Raw genomic sequence first — 20,153 nt, 5'->3', positions numbered from 1 at the left:
GGAGAGGATATGAAGGCTTGGCAGCTTGCTGCCTGGCCGGAGTTGGAGAGGGGCAGGCCGCGTCCCCCTCTCCAAGCTCTTCGGAGCAAGCTGCACTATCCTCTCCCCTGAAGGGGAGAGGGCTAGGGACTGCAAGGTTGACGTTTACGTAAACGCCAATTATGGCGCGGTGCACAATTTTTGAGAGGAGCTGGATAGCGATGAAGATCCTCGTCCCCGTGAAGCGGGTGCTCGATTACAACGTGAAGCCGCGGGTGAAGTCCGATGGCACGGGCGTTGACCTCGCCAATGTGAAGATGTCGATGAACCCGTTCGACGAGATCGGGGTCGAGGAAGCGATCCGCCTCAAGGAAAAGGGCGTCGCGACCGAGATCATCGCCGTCAGCGTCGGCCCGGCGAAGGCGCAGGAAACGCTGCGCACCGCGCTCGCGATGGGCGCCGACCGCGCGATCCTGGTGCAGACCGACGATGAGGTCGAACCGCTGGCGCTGGGCAAGATCTTCAAGGCGATCGCCGATGCCGAACAGCCGGGTCTTGTGATCCTCGGCAAGCAGGCGATCGACGGCGACAACAACCAGACCGGCCAGATGCTCGCCGCGCTCACCGGCTGGGCGCAGGGCACCTTTGCCAGCGCGGTCAACGTCGAGGGCGATCATGTCAGCGTGACGCGCGAAGTCGACGGCGGTCTCGAGACGGTGAAGCTCAAGCTCCCCGCGATCGTCACCACCGACCTTCGCCTGAACGAGCCGCGCTATGCGTCGCTGCCGAACATCATGAAGGCGAAGTCGAAGCCGCTCGATACCAAGTCGCCCGCCGATTACGGCGTCGACACGGCCCCGCGCGTCAAGACGGTCAAGGTCTCCGAACCGCCCGTCCGCTCGGCCGGCGTCAAGGTCGCCGACGTCGACGAACTGGTCGCCAAGCTCAAGGCCATGGGCGTCCACAGCTAACACCCACGGATCAGAAGGAACGCAAGAGATGAAAACTCTGGTTTGGGTCGAACATGACGGTTCGTCGGTCAAGGACGCCACGCTCGCCGCGGTGACCGCCGCTTCGAAGCTCGGCGAAGTCCACCTGCTCGTCGCGGGCGAAGGCGTCGATGGCGTTGCCAAGGCGGCGGCCGAAATCGCGGGCGTGCAGAAGGTGCATGTCGCCGACAACGCCGCCTTCGCGCACAACCTGCCCGAAAATGTCGCGCCGCTCGTCGCCGAGTTGATGGCGAACCACGACGCGTTCGTCGTCCCCGCGACGACCACCGGCAAGAATATCGCGCCGCGCGTCGCCGCGCTGCTCGACGTGATGCAGATTTCGGAAGTGCTGTCGGTCGAAGGGCCGAAGACCTTCACCCGTCCGATCTACGCCGGCAACGCCATCGCGACCGTCGAATCGTCGGATGCGAAGCTGGTCGTCACCGTCCGCGGCACCGCCTTCGAAAAGGCCGCCGCGACCGGCGGTTCGGGCACGGTGGAAGCCGTCTCGGCGGGCGGCGACGCCGGTCTGTCGAGCTTCGTCGGCGCCGAGATCGCCAAGCAGGATCGCCCCGAGCTCACCTCGGCGAAGATCATCGTCTCGGGCGGCCGCGCGCTGGGGTCGAGCGAGAAATATCAGGAAGTGATCGTCCCGCTCGCCGACAAGCTCGGCGCCGCGCTCGGCGCCAGCCGCGCCGCGGTCGATGCGGGCTATGTCCCCAACGACTATCAGGTCGGTCAGACCGGCAAGATCGTCGCGCCGGAAGTTTACTTCGCGATCGGCATTTCGGGCGCGATCCAGCACCTTGCCGGCATGAAGGATTCGAAGACCATCGTCGCGATCAACAAGGACGAGGACGCCCCGATCTTCCAGGTCGCCGACCTCGGCCTCGTCGCCGACCTTTTCAACGCCGTGCCCGAACTCACCGGCAAGATCTGAATTCAGATCGCATGGCATGAACGGAAAAAGGGCGGCCCGCAAACGGCCGCCCTTTCTTTTTGGGAGAAGATGATGTCCCTCGTCCTCGTCACCCGCGACGATGCCGTCGCCACCGTCACGCTCAACCGGCCCGAGGCGATGAATGCGCTGTCGCGCGCGCTGCGGGCCGAGTTCGCCGCCGCGATGCGCGGGCTTGCCGCCGATGACGGGATTCGCGCGATCGTGCTGACCGGCGCGGGCGAGCGGGCGTTCACCGCGGGGCTCGACCTCAAGGAACTGGGCGCCGACACCGGTAACCTCGGCGCCGCCAACGCGGAGGGCGCCGACGAAAATCCCGTGAAGGCGATCGAACTGTGCCCGCAGCCGGTGATCGGCGCGATCAACGGGGTCGCGATCACCGGCGGGTTCGAGGTGGCGCTCGCCTGCGACATGTTGATCGCCTCGACCAACGCGCGCTTTGCCGACACCCACGCGCGGGTCGGGGTGATGCCGGGCTGGGGCCTGTCGCAGAAGCTGTCGCGCCTGATCGGCCTCGGCCGCGCCAAGGAATTGTCGCTTACCGGTAATTTCCTGGGGGCGGAGGCGGCGCGCGACTGGGGTCTGGTGAACCGCGTCGTCGCGCCCGAGGACCTGCTGCCCGCCGCGCAGGCGCTCGCACGCGACATCGCGAGCGCCGACCCCGCGATGGTGCGCGCCTACAGGGCGCTGATCGACGACGGCTATGCGCTGCCCTACGGCGAGGCGCTGGCGCTCGAACATGCGCGCTCGTCGGCGGCGAACCGCACGGTCAGCGCCGACGCGGTCGAGGCGCGGCGCCTGGCGGTGATGAAGCGCGGGCGCGAACGCGCCGGCTGATCCGCGGGCGATTCGCGCTTGCCCACCGCAAAAATCCTTAGCAAGGTTAAGTAATGACCGATCTCGTGCAACCGCTTTCCGCCTTCATGACGCGCATCGCCGGCCCCGGCGAGCTTTCGGGCCTGTCGCGCCTGTCGGGCGGCGCCAACATGGAAAGCTGGGCGTTCGACTGGGCGGGGCGCGCCTATGTCCTGCGCCGCGCGCCCTCGGCCGAATATATGGAAGGGCGCCCCTACAGCCACGCGGTCGAGGCGGCACTGGTCCGGGCGGCGCACGCGGGCGGAGTGAAGGCGCCCGAGGTGGTCGGGGTGCTGGCGGACGCCGACGGCATGGGCACCGGCTATGTGATGCGCCGGGTGGTCGCGGAGGTCAGCCCGGCGAAGATATTGGCCGACCCGCCGCCGCCGCTCGTCGCCGATCTCGGGCGCGAACTTGCGCTGATCCACGCGCTGCCGCGCGCGGCGATCCCCGACGGCATAAAGGTGATGGACACCGCCGAGGCGCTTGCCGAGCTCAAGGCGCGCTTCCTCGCCTATGGCGGCGACCGGCCGGTGATCGCGCTCGCCGTCCGCTGGTGCGAGGCGCATCTGCCCGCGCCCGCCGATCCGGTGCTGGTCCATGGCGATTATCGCATGGGCAATGTGATGGTCGACGCGGACGGGCTGGCCGCGGTGCTCGATTGGGAACTCGCCCATCTCGGCGACCCGCACGAGGATCTGGCGTTCGGCTGCATGACGGTGTGGCGCTTCGGCCGACTCGACCGGCCGGCTTTCGGGGCCGGCAGTCTCGAGGATTATTTCGCGGCCTATGAGGCGGCGGGCGGGCGCCAGGTCGATCGTCAGCGCTTCCGCTTCTGGCTGGTCTACCGCACGCTCTGGTGGGCGCTCGGCTGTCTGCAGATGGGGCAGGCGTGGCGCAGCGGCGCCGACACCACGGTCGAGCGCGTCGTCGTCGGGCGCCGCACCGCCGAGCAGGAACTCGACCTGCTGCTGCTGCTCGGCGACGAGGCGCCCGCGGCCGAGCGGTCGCGTCCGTTGCCGCCGTCGTCCGCCCCGCCGGCGCCGCCGGTCGGCGAGCCGACGACGCGCGAGATGGTGCAGGCGGTGCGCGACTGGCTGGGCGAGGCGATCAAGCCCGGCGCCGAGGGGCACGGCAAGTTTCAGGTGGTGGTCGCGATGAACGCGCTCGGCATCGTGATGCGCGACCTCGAAGCCGGGGTTCGCGCCGAGGATCGCGCGCTGGCGGAGGCCTTGCTGTCGGGGGCGACGACGCTCGCCGAACCCGGCCTGCTCGCCCGGCTGCGCCGCGCCGTGCTCGACAAATGCGCCGTCGACAGCCCCAAATATGCCCCGCTCGCACAGGCGCGGGAGCAGTGGGACGGCTAGGGGATCCGCATACTCCTCTCCGTTTGCCCTGAGCTTGTCGAAGCACCGTTCTTTCCTTCAAGATCGATAGAAAGAACAGCCCTTCGACAAGCTCAGCACGAACGGAGCGGGTGACGGGTCAGAATTGAAAGGGAGAGGATGATGGATTTCGCGATTGCACCCGACCTGCAGGCCTATCTGGACGAACTCGACGCGTTCATCGAAGCCGAGATCAAGCCGCTGGAGGAGGCGGACGACAATATCCGCTTCTTCGACCACCGGCGCGAGCACAGCCGCACCGACTGGGACAATCAGGGCCTGCCGCGGCATGAATGGGAGGCGCTGCTGAAGCAGGCGACGCGGCGCGCCGACGCGGCGGGGCACTGGCGCTTCTCGGCGCCCAGCCAATATGGCGGCAAGGACGGGTCGAACCTGTGGATGGCGGTGATCCGCGAGCATTTCGCGGCGAAGGGACTCGGCCTCCACAACGATCTGCAGAACGAGCACAGCATCGTGGGCAACTTCCCCTTCGTCGCGATGTTTGAACAGTTCGCGACCAGCGACGAACAGAAGCAGGAATTCATCCTCGGCGGCTTCGAGGGCAAGCGCCGTGCCGCCTTCGGCCTGACCGAGCCCGACCATGGCAGCGACGCGACGCATATGGAAACGCGCGCGGTGCGCGAGACGCGCGACGGCGTCGACGGCTGGCTGATCAACGGCGAGAAGATGTGGACGACGGGGATGCACGTCGCGACCCACTGCGCGACCTTCTGCCGCACCAGCGGCGAGGACGGCAGCGCGAAGGGCATCACCTGCCTGCTCGTCCCCAACCCGTCGCCGGGCCTCGTCATCGAGGAATATCTGTGGACCTTCAACATGCCGACCGACCATCCGCGCGTCAGCTTCACCGACGTGTGGGTGCCCGACAGCGCGCGGCTCGGCCCGGAGGGCGGCGGGCTCGCCATCGCGCAGAGCTTCGTCCACCAGAACCGCATCCGCCAGGCGGCCTCGTCGCTGGGCGCGGCGGTCTACTGCATCGAGGAAAGCGTGCGCTACGCGCGCGAGCGCAAGCCGTTCGGCGAGGCGCTGGCGAAGAATCAGGCGATCCAGTTCCCGCTGGTCGAACTGGCGACGCAGGCGGAGATGCTGCGCCTGCTGATCCGCAAGACGGCGTGGGAGATGGACAACATGCCGCACAAGGAGATCGAGCGCCGGCTGTCCGACAAGGTCAGCATGTGCAACTATTGGGCGAACCGGCTCGTCTGCCAGGCCGCCGACCGTGCGATGCAGGTGCACGGCGGCATCGGCTATTCGCGGCACAAGCCCTTCGAGCACATCTATCGCCACCACCGCCGCTACCGCATCACCGAGGGTGCGGAGGAAATCCAGATGCGCAAGGTCGCGGCCTATCTGTTCGGCTTCATGGGGCCGCGCAAGGAGACGCTGGGGAAGATCTGAGGATCATATAAAGACCGTGTGTCCCCGCGAAGGCGGGGACCCATCTCCGGTCCATGCTGATGGACCCCCGCCTTCGCGGGGGAACACGAAAAAGTGAAGGGCGTCAGCGCTTCCGCACGAATTCGGCGCGCAGCACCAGTCCCTTGATCCCCTCGTGCCGGCAGTCGATCTCCTGCGCGTCGCCGGTCAGGCGGATCGACTTGATGACCGTGCCGACTTTCAGCGTCTGGCCCGCGCCCTTCACCGTCAGGTCCTTGACCAGCACCACCGAATCGCCGTCGTTCAGCAGGTTGCCGACCGCGTCGCGCACCTCGGGGCCTGCGGCGGCGGCTTCGGCCCGCGCGCGCGCTTCGTTCGCGGGCAGCCATTCGCCGCTCGCCTCGTCATAGACATAGTCATCATCGTCGCTGGTCATGGCGCCACCTTAGCGTTTCCTCCGGGCTTGCGGAAGCGCAGCGCGAACTGATCCGGTCTTGCTGCGGATCATGGGGGGGGGTGAAGACGTTCACGGTATGCGGATCGCTGGGGTTGATACCAACCTTCGTTCCCAGACTTCGCAAAGGAGCGCAGCGAAGCACGGCACCGAATCCTTGTTGCCGGTTGCTTTGTTCAACTTCGACTTCAGCGTCGGAAGAGGCGATCCCAAAACGAAACTTCTCGATCGAAAGCTGGAATTTTGAACAGTTTTATCTTCTGCACGGTCGATCGAACTGAAAGGGGGCCGCTAACGGATGGAGCCAGCCGCGGCCTCCCATCATATTTCATAACGACTGGGAACACGCCATCGTTCTCGATGCTTTGGGCACACTGGTCGTGAGCTGCGCGATACCCGGCTTCGAAGCCCTTGCGTCCGACTTCCCAGATTAGCGCGTCGAGCGTGTCTCGAAGACTATAACCTCGGTTGAGGGTTGGCCGCCCTACAAATCGTCGCAAATCGGATATCGACTTGTTCAGGGACGAAGAAGCACCTCTCGCGAAATCATCCATTCGCCTGATTCTCCCGAATATTGCTAACCGCCACCCGGTGCGTTCCTTCACCGGTCGCACGTGACCACAATCAATCCGAGGCCATGATAACCCCTAGGTCTATCTGAAATGCTAATGGCGCGCGTAGTCGCGCTTCGGCTATACTGGCTTTTTGAACCTTAGCATGAACTGGTCGGTCTTGCCGCGAATAGAGGGATCGAAGACGTTCGCGGTGCGTGGATCGTCGGGGCGCTTGTAAAGATCGCTCTCCGCTTCGAGTTGAAACCCCGCCTTAGTAAGCGCGGCGACGACCGCCGCCTTGTCGATGCGATGCAGGCTGTCGGACAGCGTCGTGCCGCTGCCGTCGGCCGCGCTGTGGTCGATGACGACGAGCGTCCCGCCGGGTTTCAGCGCCGCGAACAGCGCCGCGCTCGCCTTGTCGCCGATGCCTTCGGGGAAGGGCTTGAGGTAAAGGTCGTGGAAATTCTGCACGGTGACGATCGTGTCGAGCGGTACTGGAAAGGCGGGCGCCGCGAATGGCCCTGCGATCGCATCGACATTGGCATAAGCGGCATCGATCGCGGCCTGATCGTCGCCATATTGCTTCTTGAAGGCGATGAACTCGGCGGGCTGGAAGGCATAGACCTTGCCCTCCGGCCCGACCGCGCCCGCGAGGATGCGGGTCAGATAGCCGCCGCCCATCACGAAGTCGCCGACCGTCTGCCCCGGTTTCACGCCCGCGAAAGCGAGCAGTTCGGTGGGCTTGCGCGCGGCGTCGCGCTCGCGGTCGGCGGCGGGGCGCGCGGGATCGGCGAGGGCGGCCTTGTAATCGGGGGAGGGCGCCTGTTTCGCGGCGACGGGCGGAACGGCGACGGCGAGCAGGAGGCCGAGGGTTAGCGGGCGGATCATGGCATCGACTCCCTTTGGTTTGACGCGGCATCATAGCGCCTCGCGATGGTGTTCGCGCGCATATTCGCGCGGAAGGGGGGTTTCCTACATTATCCCGCAGTGTCAGAATCTATGCCATGCTCATCGCCTGCTTCATCATCGCTTCGCTCCGCGCGCAATGGCGGCCGCTCCTTTAAAGCGACAAAGGAGACAAAAAGGATGCGTCCATCCGTATCTTTTGTCGCCTTAAGGTTCTCGGCCAAAGCGCTTGGCATATCGGCAATCCATGATAGGTTTTGTCCTGAAACGAAAAATCGGGAGAGCGGACATGCATGATCTGGTGATTCGCGGCGGCACGGTCGTCGATGGTTCGGGCGCGCAGCCCTTTATCGCCGATGTCGCGATCGACGGCGACCGCATCGTCGCGGTCGGCGCCGACGTCGGCGCGGGTCGCGAAGAGATCGACGCGCGCGGCCGGATCGTCACCCCCGGCTTCGTCGACGTCCACACCCATTATGACGGGCAGGCGACGTGGGACCGGGAAATGGCCCCGTCAAGCTGGCACGGCGTCACCACCGTCGTCATGGGCAATTGCGGCGTCGGCTTCGCCCCCGCGCGTCCCGATCGCCACGACTGGCTGATCGGCCTGATGGAGGGGGTCGAGGATATTCCCGGCACCGCGCTGGCCGAGGGGATGTCGTGGGACTGGGAAACCTTCCCCGAATATATGGACGCGCTCGAAAAGCTGCCGCGCACGATCGACGTCGCCTGCCACGTCCCGCACGGCGCGGTGCGCGCCTATGTGCTCGGCGACCGGGAAAAGCCGGGCGCGGTGCCGACCGCCGAGGACATCGCGGAGATGTCGCGTATCGTCGAGGAAGGCGTGCGCGCGGGCGCGCTCGGCTTTTCGACCAGCCGCACGGTGATCCACAAGTCGGTCGATGGAGAGGTCGTCCCCGGCACCACCGCGACGGCGGAGGAACTGATCGAAATCGGCCGCGCGATGGGGCGCGTCGGCTACGGCGTGTTCGAGATGGCGAGCGACCTCAACCGCGAATGGAACGAGTTCGACTGGATGGGCAAGCTCAGCCGCGAAACCGGCCTGCCCGTGACCTTCGCCGCGCTCCAGTCGATCGCCAAGGAACTGCCGCTCGACGAGCAGATCGAAACGATGCGCGCCGAAAATGCGAAGGGCGCGAACATCGTCGCGCAGATCGCGCTGCGCGGCAACGGCATCATCATGGCGTGGCGCGGCACCGTGCATCCCTTCCGCTTCCGCCCGTCGTGGCGCGCGATCGAGGCGCTGTCGTGGGACGAGCAGAAGGCGAAGCTGCTCGACCCGGCCTTCCGGGCGCGGCTGCTGGCGGAGGAGAATGATTTCAGCGAGGTGCCCAAGGACATCATGGGGCTGCTGATGGTCGTCGCCGGCGGCTGGACGATGCAGTTCGAGATGGATGAGGATTTCGACTATGAGCCGGGGCCGGAGGCCAGCATCGCGGCGCGCGCCGCTGCGGCGGGGGTCGATCCCGCGGCCTATGCCTACGACCTGCTATGCCGCGACGACGGGGCCGGCTTCGCCTATCTGCCGATTCTCAACTATGCCGACGGCAATCTCGATTTCCTCGAAGCGTTGCAGGACGCCGACGACACGGTGAACAGCCTGTCCGACGGCGGCGCGCATTGCGGCACGATCTGCGACGCTGCGTCGCCGACCTTCATGCTCCAGCATTGGGTGCGCGACCGCAAGCGCGGCGGGCACATCCCGCTCGAACGCGCGATCAAGCGTCAGTGCCGCGATACCGCGCTGCTCTACGGGCTGGAGGATCGCGGCCTGATCGCCCCCGGCTATCTCGCCGACATCAACGTCGTCGACATGGAGCGGATTCGGCTCGGCAAGCCCTGGCTCGCCTTCGACCTGCCCGCGGGCGGCAAGCGCCTGCTGCAAAAGGCGGACGGCTATGACGCGACGATCAAGTCGGGGGTGGTGACCTTCCGCGGCGGCGAGGGGCAGGGCGCCTATCCCGGCACCGTCATCCGCGGCCCGCAGCGCGTCGAACTGGCGATGGCGGCCGAATAGGCTTCTCAGGCCAGCGCCGCCACCGCTGTCTCCACGTCCGCCGCGCCATTATAGGCGTGGAAGGACAGCCGTAGCACGGTACCGCGAAAATCGGCGTGCAGGCCGTGCCGGTCCAGCAGCGCCGCGACGCGCGGCCGGTCGGCGCCGGTGTCGATGCACAGCGTCCCGCCGATCGCGCCCTCGGGCCAGCGCCATTGCGGCGTCGCGGCCTCCAGCGCGTCGCGCAGCATCGCCTGCAGCGCGCGGTTGTGCGCCGCAATCCGGTCCACGCCGATCGCCGCGATCTCCGCGATCCCGGCGGTGGACAGGACAAAAGGTGCGACGTCGGGGGTGCCGCCCCACCAGCGGCGCGCGTCGGGGGCGTAGCGGAAATCGCCGATCGCCATCTCAAAGGGATCGGCATGGCTCCACCAGCCGCGCTCGCTGGGGCAGAGTGCGGTGCGGTCGTGCGGAGCGACCCATAACCAGCCGCCGCCGGGGCCGCCGCACAGCCATTTGACGCTGGTGCCCAGCACCGCGTCGACGCCCCATGCGGCGGGGGTGACGGGCACGACGCCGACCGATTGCGCGCAATCGGCGATGCAGCGCGCGCCCGCGGCGTGCGCCGCCGCCGCGACCGCCGCAATGTCGGTCAGCGCGCCGCTGTTCGAACTGACGTGCATCGGGACCGCCAGCGCGACATCGTCGTCGAGCGCCGCGATCCAGTTCGCGGCGTCGCGCACGTCGGCCTCGTCGGGCAGGTAGCGCACCGTCCACCCCGCCGCCGCCAGCCCGCCGGCGACATAGCCGATGGTCGGAAAGGCGCTCGGCGCGAGCAGGATCGTCCGCCGCCCGGTCGCGGTGTCCAGCGCCGAAAGATAGCGCGACAGGCCGGCGCTGACGTTGGCCGCGGGGCATAGGTCGCGGGCCTCGACGCCGATCAGGCCCGCCAGCGCGGCGCGCCAGGCGTCGATCGCGGCCAGCCAGTCGGGCCACGCCTCGCCGGTGTCGCGCCACGGCGCCAGCATCCGGTCGCGCAGCAGCCCCTCGGCGGCGCGCGGCTGGCAGCCGACGCTGTGGCTCTTGAGGTAGACGGCGCCGGGGGGCAGGTGGAAGCGGTCCGCGACCGCTTCCGAAAGCGGCGTGCCGGTCACAGCCCGCTGCCGTGGCCCGCCGCCGACGCGCCGCTGATGCTCGCCCGCTTCACGCCATATTCGGCGCCCCAGCGGTCGGTCATCTCGCAGCGAACGTCCCACAGCTCGGGAAAGAAGCGGTGCCGCATGCCCGCGTTGAGCAGCTCGACGGGGCGTCCCTTCAGCGATTTCGACCCCATGCCGATCGACCGGTGGATCAGCTGGATATGGTGCGCGCGGAACAGCTGGAACAGCTCGTCGAACTCGACCATCGCCTCGGCGACCATATAGGCGTCGTCGTGCCGATAGCCGGTGTCATAGACGTCCGCGACGCTGCGCCCGGCCGCGTCGAGATAGACCGCCTTGTAGCGCGCCCACAACGGCTGCGGCAGCGTCAGCAGCAACTGGAAGCCGGGACTTTCCTGTCCCGATCCGTTGCCGAGCAGCAGCCGGATCGCCTGATAGTCGAACGGACTCATCGTCTCGAGCAGCGCAAGCTGGTCGGTCATCAGCCGCATGATGCGGTGGACGCGGCCGAACAGCGTCAGGACGCGCATCGTCTCGCGCGCCGCCATGTGCCCGTCGATCTCGGCGAGCGTGAAGGCCATCAGCTTCATCCACAGCTCCTCGACCTGATGGACGATCTGGAACTGCAATTCGTCGGGCGTGGACAGGTCGGCGAGCCGCTTCTGGCACTGGAGCAGGCGGTCGACCGACAGGTAGACGCCGTAATCCTTCATCTCGGGCGTCTCGATACGGTTGTGGACTTCGATCTTGTCGAGCATGGGGCATCCCCTTGCGAAAATGGCACGAATGGACGGGGCGCGGGTCCGCGCCGGTCGCTCAGCCGCGCGGAGTGACGCCCGCAGGGGGGTGGCGCGGCGATCCGGACTGGCCGAGCCAGAGCGGCATGCCGGCGCGGCGCCTCCGGCCGGCGGAAGCGCGCGCTACGTGCGCGCGGGATTCGCCGCCCCGCCGTGCGGAGCCGCGATCGCCAGCCGGGATGCCTGATAGCGTCACGCCCCGATCGATAGCATGGCGCGCCGCGCCGTCGCCAGCCTAATTCGTCGCCGCGTCCGACGTGTCGCGGACATCGCCGTCGGCGTCGATCTCGGCGCGCGCTTCGCGCTCGATCGCGTCGTGCCGCGGGTGCAGCGGCGCGATACGCAGCACGACGAAGCCCGCGAGTGCCGCGGCCAGCGATCCCATCAGGATTCCGATCTTCGCCTCCTCGACCAGCAGCGGATCGCCGGGAAAGGCGAGGCCGCCGATGAACAGGCTCATCGTGAAGCCGATGCCGCACAGCAGCGCGACGCCATAGACCTGCCACCAGGTCGCGCCGCGCAGCGGCCCCGCGATGCCGAGCTTCACCGACAGCCAGACGCTGCCGAAGATGCCGACCTGCTTGCCCAGGAACAGCCCCGCCGCGATGCCGAGCGGCAGCGGCGAGAATATCTGCGCGGCGGTCAGCCCGCCGATGTCGACCCCCGCATTGGCGAAGCCGAACAGCGGAACGATCGCGAACGCGACCCACGGATGCAGCGCATGCTCGAGCCGGTGGAGCGGCGAGGTCGCGCTGTCGGGCGCATCGGGGGTGCGCTCGAAGGGGATGGCGGTCGCGGCGAGCACCCCGGCGATCGTCGCATGCACCCCCGACAGCAGCATCGCGTACCAGAGCAGGCCGAACAGCGGGACATAGACCGAAAGGCGCCGGACGCCTGCGCGGTTGCACGCGGCCATGACCGCGAGCACCGCCGCCGCCGCGCCCAGCGCCGCAAGGTCGATCTGCGCGGTGTAGAAGAGCGCGATGATCGCCACCGCGCCCATGTCGTCGACGATCGCGACGGTGACGAGGAACAGCTTGAGCGAGGTCGGCGCGCGGCGTCCGAGCAGCGCCAGCACCCCGATCGCGAAGGCGATGTCGGTCGCCGCCGGGATCGCCCAGCCCCGTGCGAGGCCGGGGGTGCCCGCCGCGAGCAGCGTATAGAGCAGCGCCGGCACCGCCATCCCCGCCGCCGCGGCGATCATCGGCAGGCGCCGCCGGTCCCAGCTGGCGAGCCGCCCGTCGACGAACTCGCGCTTGATCTCCAGCCCGACGAGCAGAAAAAAGACCGCCATCAGCCCGTCGTTGATCCACAGATGCACCGTCATCGGGCCGATCGCGTCGGCCAACACCGGCCCGGTCACGGCATGGATCGCATGGTGGTAAGCCGGACCGAAGGACGAGTTGGCGACCAGCATCGCCAGCGCCGCCGCGACGATCAGCAGCATCCCGCCGGCGCTCTCGCTCGCCAGAAAGGCGCGCAGGACGGAACGGGGCGTCGGGCGATGCGGCATGCGGGGAATATCCTGTCGGGTCGGCGGCGGTGAGTGCCGGGAAGCCGTTCCTATGCCCGTTCGGTGCGCGCGGATCAAACCGAAGCCAACGCCGCCGCTCTTCTCCCGCTTGCGGGAAGGGAGGGCAGGCGTCGTGGGTTTACGCCGGCGGACTATGCCGCCCGCATTCGGTAGTGACTCGGTCCGGATTTGGAAGGAGCAATTTCCTATCTCGTCACCCCGGATCAAGTCGGCAATTATCCCTTCTCGACAAGTAACTGTTCCCCGGCGAAAGCCGGGGTCCAGATGGCACAACACTGTCCCGCATGGACCCCGGCTTTCGCCGGGGAACAGTTCCTGACTTGTCTGAAGGGTATATATCCCGATCAAGTCCGGCGTGACGAAGAAAGCAAAACCTCGCTCCTGCTTTCAAACCGAGTCGCCACCCCGCATTCCTCACACTTTACAAATGCGTGACCGGCACTAGGCATGGACCCTTCGGGAGATGGACGTCGGCGCAGGGGGGCGAGTTCGGCGGTGGATCAGGCGGCCGCATGGATCGAATGGCTGGTGCAGGGCATCCGCCACGAACTGATGCTCTTCGCGGCAGTCGGCATCCTCGTCATGGGCCTCGACGATCTGCTGTTCGACGGCCTGTGGTTCGGGGTCCGGCGCAGCATCGCCCGTCGCGCGGCGAGCCGTCCCGCCGGGCCGCGATTGCGCGGCGTCTTCGCGGTTTTCGTGCCCGCGTGGGACGAGGCCGATGTCCTGCCCCACACGTTGATCCACGCGCTTCGCGCCTGGGATGGCGAGGCGGTCCGCCTCTATGTCGGCTGCTATCCCAACGATGCCGCCACGCTGTTCGCCGCCTCGCCGTTCGCGGCGCGCGACCCGCGGGTGCGGCTCGTCATCGGCGACGCCGACGGTCCGACGACCAAGGGGGATAATCTCAACCGGCTGTGGGATGCGCTTTGCGAGGATGAGCGGCGCGAGGGGCTGCGCTTCGCCGCCGTCGTCCTCCACGATGCGGAGGATCGCGTCCACCCGGCCGAGATCGCGCTCTATCGCGACTGGCTGCCCGATCATGCGATGATCCAGATTCCCGTCGTGCCGACGAAAGGCGCGGACGCGACGTGGGTCAGCGGCCATTATGGCGACGAGTTCGCCGAGGCGCATGGCAAGGAACTGGGCGTCCGCTCGCATCTGGGACTGCCGCTTCCCGCGGCGGGCGTCGGTTGCGCCTTCGCCCGCGACGCGCTTTCGCTGCTCGCGCTCCACCGCGGCGGCGCGCCGTTTCGCGCGGACAGCCTGACCGAGGATTATGAGGTCGGCATGCTCATCGGCCATTGCGGGCTGTCCGCCGCCTTCGTCGAGGCGTGGCGCGCGCCGGGCGATCCGGTGGTCTCGCGCGGGGCGTTCCCGGTGACATTGGAGGCGGCGGCGCGGCAGAAGGCGCGCTGGGTCGCGGGCATTTCGCTCGCCGGTTGGGATCATCTCGGCTGGCCGCCGCTGGCTGGCGGAAACGGCGGCCGGCGGCGCGCGTGGCTGGCGCGCTGGATGCTGTGGCGCGATCGCCGGGCCCCGCTCGCGGCGCTGATCCTGCTTGCCGCCTATGCCGGCATGGTCGTGACGGGGATTGTATGGGCCGGCGAGGCGCTGCTCGGCTGGACACCGCCGCCGATCGGCGACGGCTTTCGCCTGCTGCTGGCGGTCGATGCCGCGCTGCTGCTCTGGCGGCTCGGGATGCGGGGGCATTTTGCCGCGCGCTGGTACGGGATGCACGAGGCAATGCTGTCGATCCCGCGCGCCTTTGTCGCGAATATCGTCGCCATGCTCGCCGCCCGCCGAGCGGTCCTGCTTTACGGCCGGATGCTGCGATCGCGCGAGGTGGTCTGGGACAAGACGCGGCATAGCGAAGCGCCGCCGCCCGCCCAACCCGATCCGCTGGCCGATCCGTTGGCGATCCCGGTGCGGATCGCATGATGATGCTCTCGCCCGGGCCGCGTTCGCGGCGCGATGCTTCGGCGCTGCGCTTCCTGGCGCTGTGCGTCGGGGGCTGGATCGCGCTGCGGACGATGATGCTGTGGAATCCGGCCTGGCTGCTGTCCGATCCGGGCGCGGATCGCTGGCGGCCGCCGGCGCCCTTCGTCGCGCCGCAATGGCGCGATACCGCGCTCGCCACTCCGCATCGAAGCGATGTGACGCCGATGCCTGCGCCGCCGCGGCGCGCCGCCGCCGTGCCCGTCGCCGAGCCGCGTTTCGCATCGGTCGCCGAGCCCGCCCCGATGGTCGGCCAACCGACTGCCGTCAGCGGCCGGGGCGGCGGCGAGCCGGGTTTTGCGGGATGGGGGACCAACCGCCATGCAATTCGCCTCGCGCTGATCGCGCGGACGCTGCCCGCGCCGGTCGGCGGAGAGGCGCGCTCGGCGCTGCGCGGATCGCTGCCATGGCCCTCCGGGGCGGCGGCGCGGCACGCCGATCCGGGGCGCGGTGCGCCCTTCTGGATGCAGCGCGACCTGAGCGGCCTGTCGCTCGGCGGCTGGGTCTATCTGCGCGAAGCGTCGAGCGCGGTGCCGGGCGGAATCGCGGCGGCCGGGCAGCTCGGCGGCAGTCAGGCGGGCGCGCGGCTGGCCTACGGCCTCGGCGCGACGGGACGAACGCGCATCTATGGCCGCGCGATCGTCGCGCTCGAACGGACGCGGCAGCGCGAGCTGGCTTTCGGTGTCGTCCATGCGCCGGTGACGGGCTGGCCGATCGATCTTGCAGTCGAGCAGCGCGTCGCCATCGGCCGCGAAGGCCGGAGCGCGCTCGCCGCTTTCGTCAGCGGCGGGATCGGCGACGTGCCGCTGACGAAGGGCTTCCGCCTCGAAGCCTATGGCCAGGCCGGGGTCGTCGGGGCGCAGCGACGCGACGCCTTTGCCGACGGTGCGGTGGCGGTCGACCGCGGCTTTGGCGCGGACGGCGCCGGCCGGTTGCGGATCGGCGCGCTCGCGGCGGGCGCGGTCCAACCCGGCGCCGGGCGGGTCGATGTCGGGCCGCGGCTGACGCTGCGCCTACCCCGCGTCGGCGAGGGCAGCCGGTTGGCGCTCGACTGGCGTCAGCGCATCGCGGGCGAAGCGCGCCCCGAAAGCGGACTGGCGCTGACGCTGGCGACCGATTTCTGAAATTCTCCGCATTCGCCGCACAGCCGATTCCCCGGCTCCGAAAAATGGTCTAGGGTGGCGGAATCGGCCCCGTTCGGGGCTCGGCCATCGTTCAGGGTTCCATGGATCTTTATCTTCCCGTCGCCAATCTGTCGGTCAACGCGCTGGTGATCGTCCTGCTCGGCGGCGGCGTCGGCCTGCTGTCGGGGATGTTCGGCGTCGGCGGCGGTTTCCTGACCACGCCGCTGCTGATCTTCTACGGCATTCCGCCGACGGTGGCGGTGGCCTCGGCGGCGACGCAGGTGACGGGGGCCAGCGTGTCGGGGGTGATGGCCTATCTCGATCGCGATGCGGTCGATCTGCGCATGGGGTCGGTGCTCGTCGCCGGGGGGCTGCTCGGCTCGCTGATCGGCGCCGGGCTGTTCGAACTGCTCGCGGCGCTCGGGCAGATCGATACGGCGATCTCGATCCTCTATGTCGGCCTGCTCGGCACCGTCGGTGCGCTGATGGGGCGCGAGGCGTGGGGAACGCTGCGCTCGATGCAGGCGGGCCTGCCGCCGCCGGCGCGCAAGCGGCGCCACCATCCGATGGTCGCCAACCTGCCGATGCGCTGGCGCTTCTATCGCTCGGGCCTCTATATCTCGCCGCTCGCGCCGCTGCTGCTCGGCATGGCGGTCGGCATCCTCACCATGCTGCTGGGGGTCGGCGGCGGCTTCATCCTCGTCCCCGCGATGCTCTATCTGCTCGGCATGGGGACGCAGGTCGTCGTCGGCACCTCGCTGTTCCAGATCCTGTTCGTGACGATCGCCACGACGATGGTCCATGCGATGACCACCGGCGCGGTCGACATCGTGCTCGCGGGGCTGCTGCTGCTCGGCAGCGTCACCGGCGCGCAGGTCGGCGCGCGCTTCGCGCAAAAGGCGCGGCCCGAATATCTGCGCCTCGCGCTCGCGGTCATCGTGCTGCTCGTCGCGGTCCAGATGGCGGTCGGCCTGTTCATCCGTCCCGACGAAATCTACACGGTGCAATGAGGCGGCTTGCCGCCTTTCTGCTCTGGCTGGCATTGTCGGGCGGGCTGGGGGGAACGGCGCACGCCGCCGATCCGCGCCTCGTCCCCGACGTGTCGAGCCGCGCGATCGAGATTCAGTACAGCTTCACCGGCGAGGAACTGCTGCTGTTCGGCGCGATCCTCTATCCGGGGCAGCGCCTGCCCGACGACCGCGCCGACATCGTCGTCGTGCTGAAAGGGCCGGTGCGCCCGATCGTGCTGCGCGAGAAGCGGCGCGTCGCCGGCATGTGGGTCAATGCGAACAGCATCCGCCTGCGCACCTCGCCGGGTTTCTATGCGATCGGCTCGTCGCGCCCGATCGAGCAACTGGTCGACGAGCGCACCGCGGCGATCTTCGAACTCGGGCTCAGCAACCTGTCGATGTCGCCGACCGGCTTTTCGGAATCGGGCAAGCTCGAACGCTTCGAGAACGGTCTGATCGACCTCTATTCGCGCCAGGGACTCTTCTATCAGAACCCCCGGGCGGTCGAGATCACCGAGGGCGTGCTCTACCGCGCGCGCATCCCGCTGCCCGCGCGTGTGCCGGTCGGCACCTATCGCGCCGAGACCTATCTGATCAGCAAGGGGCGGGTGCTCGCGGTCGCCTCGCGCGACGTGCAGATCCGCAAGGCGGGCTTCGAGCGATTCGTCGCGCTCGCGGCGCAGCGGCACGGTTTTCTCTATGGATTGAGCGCGGTGCTGTTGTCGCTCGTGCTCGGCTACGGCGCCTCGGCGCTCTTCCGCCGCCGCTGACGGCGGTGCGCGCGGCATAAGCGCTTTCTTTACGAACCGATGCGATAATCGCCCGCGGGACAGACCAGAGCAGGCGGGGCGATTGATGGATATGCAGGGCAGCGGCTTTCCGGCCGCGGATTCGACGGCGGTGCAACACGTCCGGCTGGCCGGCGGCGGCACCGTGGCGGCCTCCGCCGCTGCGCCCGCGCCCGTCGCGGCGCCGCATCGCGACGACCTGCTGATCGGCGAGGTCATCGACATCGCGGGTTCGGCCTCACGCATCCTCCTCGACGCCACGACCCTCGCAAAACTCGCCAATTCCCCCGACCCCGCCCTCGCGATGGCAGGGCAGGTCGGCGCGCAGGTCAAGGTTCGCGTCGGCAATGTGTGGCTGCTCGCCAGCATCCGCGACCAGCAGCTTCATGACAGCGGGCAGGGCCTGATCGTCGCGTCGATCGACTTCCTCGGCGAGGGCGACGAGGAGAAGATCACCGGCCGCATCCATAATTTCCGCCGCGGCGTGACGCGCTATCCGATCCCCGGCAGCCAGGTTTATGCCGCGACCAACGCCGACCTGAAGCAGATCTACGCCGCCGACGAGCGCGCGCATGTCGAGATCGGCACCGTCTATCCGACGCGCGACATCCGCGGTTCGCTCTATGTCGACGCGATGCTCGGCAAGCATTTCGCGCTGCTCGGGTCGACCGGCACCGGCAAGTCGACCAGCGCCGCGCTGATCCTCCACCGCATCTGTGAACTCGCGCCGCAGGGTCACATCGTGATGGTCGATCCGCACGGCGAATATTCGGCGGCTTTCAAGGGCACCGGCGCGCTGTTCGACGTCGACAACCTTGCCATGCCCTATTGGCTGATGAACTTCGAGGAGCATTGCGAGGTCTTCGTCACCAGCGAGGGCCGCGACCGGCAGGGCGATTGCGACGTGCTCGCCAAATGCCTGCTTCAGGCGCGGATGAAGAACCGCCTGGCAGAGGGCATGACGAAGATCACCGTGGATTCGCCGATCCCCTATCTGCTGTCCGACCTGCTCAGCATCCTGACCAACGAGATGGGCAAGCTCGACAAGGCGACATCGTCGGCACCCTTCATGCGGATCAAGGGCAAGATCGAGGAAATGCGGGCCGATCCGCGCTATAATTTCATGTTCTCGGGCATGCTCGTCGCCGACACGATGGCGAATTTCATCGGCAAGATATTCCGGCTGCCTTCGGACGGGCGGCCGATCTCGATCATCGACGTGTCGGGGGTGCCCTCGGATATCACCGGCGTCGTCGTCGCGGTGCTCTCGCGCCTGACGTTCGACTATGCGATCTGGTCACGCGGCGAGCCGCAGCGCCCGATCCTGCTCGTCTGCGAAGAGGCGCACCGCTATATTCCGGCCAAGGACGTCGGCCAGGGGCAGGCGGTGCGCAAGATCCTCGAGCGGATCGCCAAGGAAGGCCGCAAATACGGCGTGTCGCTGGGCCTGATCACCCAGCGCCCGTCGGATCTGGCCGAGGGCGTGCTGTCGCAGTGCGGTACGATCATCTCGATGCGCCTCAACAACGAGCGCGACCAGCATTTCGTCAAGGCGGCGATGCCTGAAGGATCGCGCGGCTTCATCGATTCGATCCCGGCGCTGCGCAACCGCGAATGCATCGTCTGCGGCGAGGGTGTGTCGATCCCGATCCGCATCCATCTCGACACGCTCGAAGAGGACAAGCGACCGGCCTCGGGCGACCCGCTCTTCTCGAAGCTGTGGCGCGAAACCGGCGGCGAGGCCGAGATGGTCGAGCGCATCGTCAAGCGCTGGCGCAGCCAGGGGCGCTAAGGGTTCCGAATATCCTCCGCGCTTGCGGGGAGAGTCTCACATGGCTGCGCGACTGCTGCTGGACTCAGCCCGCCGGCGGCTCCCATAACTCGATCGGGTTGCCCTCCGGGTCGTGCACCCGGGCGAAGCGGCCGACGGCCGAGTCGTCCCATTCGGCTTTGGTGACGATGGCCTCGCCCGCGGCGCGGAACGGCGCGAGCACGGCGTCGAGATCGTCGACGCGCAGGTTGATCATGAACTGGCGGTCGGCGGGGAAATAGCCCGTGTCGGCCTGGAACGGCGAAAACACCAGCGGCCCGCCGGTGACGGTCCAGACCCACTGGTTGACCGGAGCGCTGTCGTCGGCGGTGCAGCCGCCGCCGACGCCCAGCCGGTCGCGATACCAGGCGCTCAGCGCTTCGGGGTCGCGGGCGCGGAAGAACAGCCCGCCGATGCCTTTCACATGTCCCATGTCC

General features: G+C 68.1%; 17 protein-coding genes. 11 read left to right on the top strand and 6 right to left on the bottom strand.

Annotation, left to right across the window (positions count from 1 at the left end; all coding sequences use genetic code 11):
• The first annotated feature begins 200 nt into the window (after positions 1 to 200).
• From ABS88_RS10585 to ABS88_RS10565, 5 genes are all read left to right on the top strand, one after another.
• Positions 201 to 950 (top strand): electron transfer flavoprotein subunit beta/FixA family protein, encoded by a 750-nt coding sequence (locus tag ABS88_RS10585; RefSeq protein WP_076076593.1) that lies wholly within the window; start codon positions 201 to 203, stop codon positions 948 to 950.
• 28 nt (positions 951 to 978) lie between these two features.
• Entirely contained in the window at positions 979 to 1,908 is a 930-nt protein-coding gene (locus ABS88_RS10580) for an electron transfer flavoprotein subunit alpha/FixB family protein (RefSeq protein ID WP_076076590.1), read from the top strand.
• Positions 1,909 to 1,980: 72 nt separating this feature from the next.
• Complete coding sequence (locus ABS88_RS10575) at positions 1,981 to 2,763, top strand: enoyl-CoA hydratase (RefSeq protein WP_076078072.1); 783 nt, start codon at positions 1,981 to 1,983, stop codon at positions 2,761 to 2,763.
• Between the two features lie 53 nt (positions 2,764 to 2,816).
• A complete protein-coding gene (locus ABS88_RS10570; RefSeq protein WP_076076587.1) occupies positions 2,817 to 4,148 on the top strand; it encodes a phosphotransferase family protein in 1,332 nt (443 codons plus the stop codon).
• 141 nt (positions 4,149 to 4,289) lie between these two features.
• Positions 4,290 to 5,585 carry an acyl-CoA dehydrogenase family protein gene (locus tag ABS88_RS10565; RefSeq protein WP_076076586.1) on the top strand — a complete coding sequence of 432 codons (1,296 nt, stop codon included), beginning with the start codon at positions 4,290 to 4,292 and terminating at the stop codon, positions 5,583 to 5,585.
• Positions 5,586 to 5,688: 103 nt separating this feature from the next.
• Here ABS88_RS10565 and ABS88_RS10560 read toward each other — a convergent pair whose 3' ends face one another.
• Complete coding sequence (locus tag ABS88_RS10560) at positions 5,689 to 6,000, bottom strand: alkylphosphonate utilization protein (RefSeq protein ID WP_076076584.1); 312 nt, start codon at positions 5,998 to 6,000, stop codon at positions 5,689 to 5,691.
• Positions 6,001 to 6,710: 710 nt separating this feature from the next.
• A complete protein-coding gene (locus ABS88_RS10555) occupies positions 6,711 to 7,460 on the bottom strand; it encodes a class I SAM-dependent methyltransferase (RefSeq protein ID WP_104959824.1) in 750 nt (249 codons plus the stop codon).
• Between the two features lie 307 nt (positions 7,461 to 7,767).
• Between ABS88_RS10555 and ABS88_RS10550 the strand changes: the two genes are divergently transcribed.
• Entirely contained in the window at positions 7,768 to 9,516 is a 1,749-nt protein-coding gene (locus ABS88_RS10550; RefSeq protein WP_076076583.1) for an N-acyl-D-amino-acid deacylase family protein, read from the top strand.
• Between the two features lie 5 nt (positions 9,517 to 9,521).
• Here ABS88_RS10550 and ABS88_RS10545 read toward each other — a convergent pair whose 3' ends face one another.
• The 3 genes from ABS88_RS10545 to nhaA form a co-directional block, all read right to left on the bottom strand.
• Entirely contained in the window at positions 9,522 to 10,649 is a 1,128-nt protein-coding gene (locus tag ABS88_RS10545; protein WP_076076581.1) for an aminotransferase class V-fold PLP-dependent enzyme, read from the bottom strand.
• Complete coding sequence (locus ABS88_RS10540; protein WP_067108501.1) at positions 10,646 to 11,413, bottom strand: tryptophan 2,3-dioxygenase family protein; 768 nt, start codon at positions 11,411 to 11,413, stop codon at positions 10,646 to 10,648. Before ABS88_RS10540 ends, ABS88_RS10545 begins: the two co-directional genes overlap by 4 nt.
• Before the next feature lie 274 nt (positions 11,414 to 11,687).
• A complete protein-coding gene (gene nhaA, locus ABS88_RS10535; protein WP_104959823.1) occupies positions 11,688 to 12,965 on the bottom strand; it encodes a Na+/H+ antiporter NhaA in 1,278 nt (425 codons plus the stop codon).
• Positions 12,966 to 13,481: 516 nt separating this feature from the next.
• Between nhaA and ABS88_RS10530 the strand changes: the two genes are divergently transcribed.
• From ABS88_RS10530 to ABS88_RS10510, 5 genes are all read left to right on the top strand, one after another.
• Positions 13,482 to 14,927, top strand: a complete 1,446-nt coding sequence (locus ABS88_RS10530; protein ID WP_286749721.1) for a glycosyl transferase family protein — start codon at positions 13,482 to 13,484, stop codon at positions 14,925 to 14,927.
• The gene (locus ABS88_RS10525; protein WP_104959812.1) at positions 14,927 to 16,108 is read left to right on the top strand and encodes a hypothetical protein; all 1,182 of its coding nucleotides are present in this window, start codon (positions 14,927 to 14,929) and stop codon (positions 16,106 to 16,108) included. Before ABS88_RS10530 ends, ABS88_RS10525 begins: the two co-directional genes overlap by 1 nt.
• 101 nt (positions 16,109 to 16,209) lie before the next feature.
• On the top strand, positions 16,210 to 17,118 hold the full coding sequence (locus tag ABS88_RS10520) for a sulfite exporter TauE/SafE family protein (RefSeq protein WP_067107977.1): 909 nt from the start codon (positions 16,210 to 16,212) through the stop codon (positions 17,116 to 17,118).
• Complete coding sequence (locus ABS88_RS10515; RefSeq protein WP_076076577.1) at positions 17,115 to 17,888, top strand: TIGR02186 family protein; 774 nt, start codon at positions 17,115 to 17,117, stop codon at positions 17,886 to 17,888. The genes ABS88_RS10520 and ABS88_RS10515 overlap by 4 nt, the downstream gene beginning before the upstream one ends.
• Positions 17,889 to 17,973: 85 nt before the next feature.
• Positions 17,974 to 19,698, top strand: coding sequence for an ATP-binding protein (locus ABS88_RS10510; protein WP_104959811.1), 1,725 nt, complete (start codon positions 17,974 to 17,976; stop codon positions 19,696 to 19,698).
• A 64-nt stretch (positions 19,699 to 19,762) separates the two neighbouring features.
• Here ABS88_RS10510 and ABS88_RS10505 read toward each other — a convergent pair whose 3' ends face one another.
• Entirely contained in the window at positions 19,763 to 20,149 is a 387-nt protein-coding gene (locus ABS88_RS10505; protein ID WP_076076575.1) for a VOC family protein, read from the bottom strand.
• Positions 20,150 to 20,153 lie beyond the last annotated feature (4 nt).

The sequence above is a fragment of the Sphingopyxis sp. SCN 67-31 genome (assembly GCF_001725095.1).
Note: the sequence above shows the minus strand (reverse complement) of the source record. Positions and strands in the feature narration are given on the sequence as shown.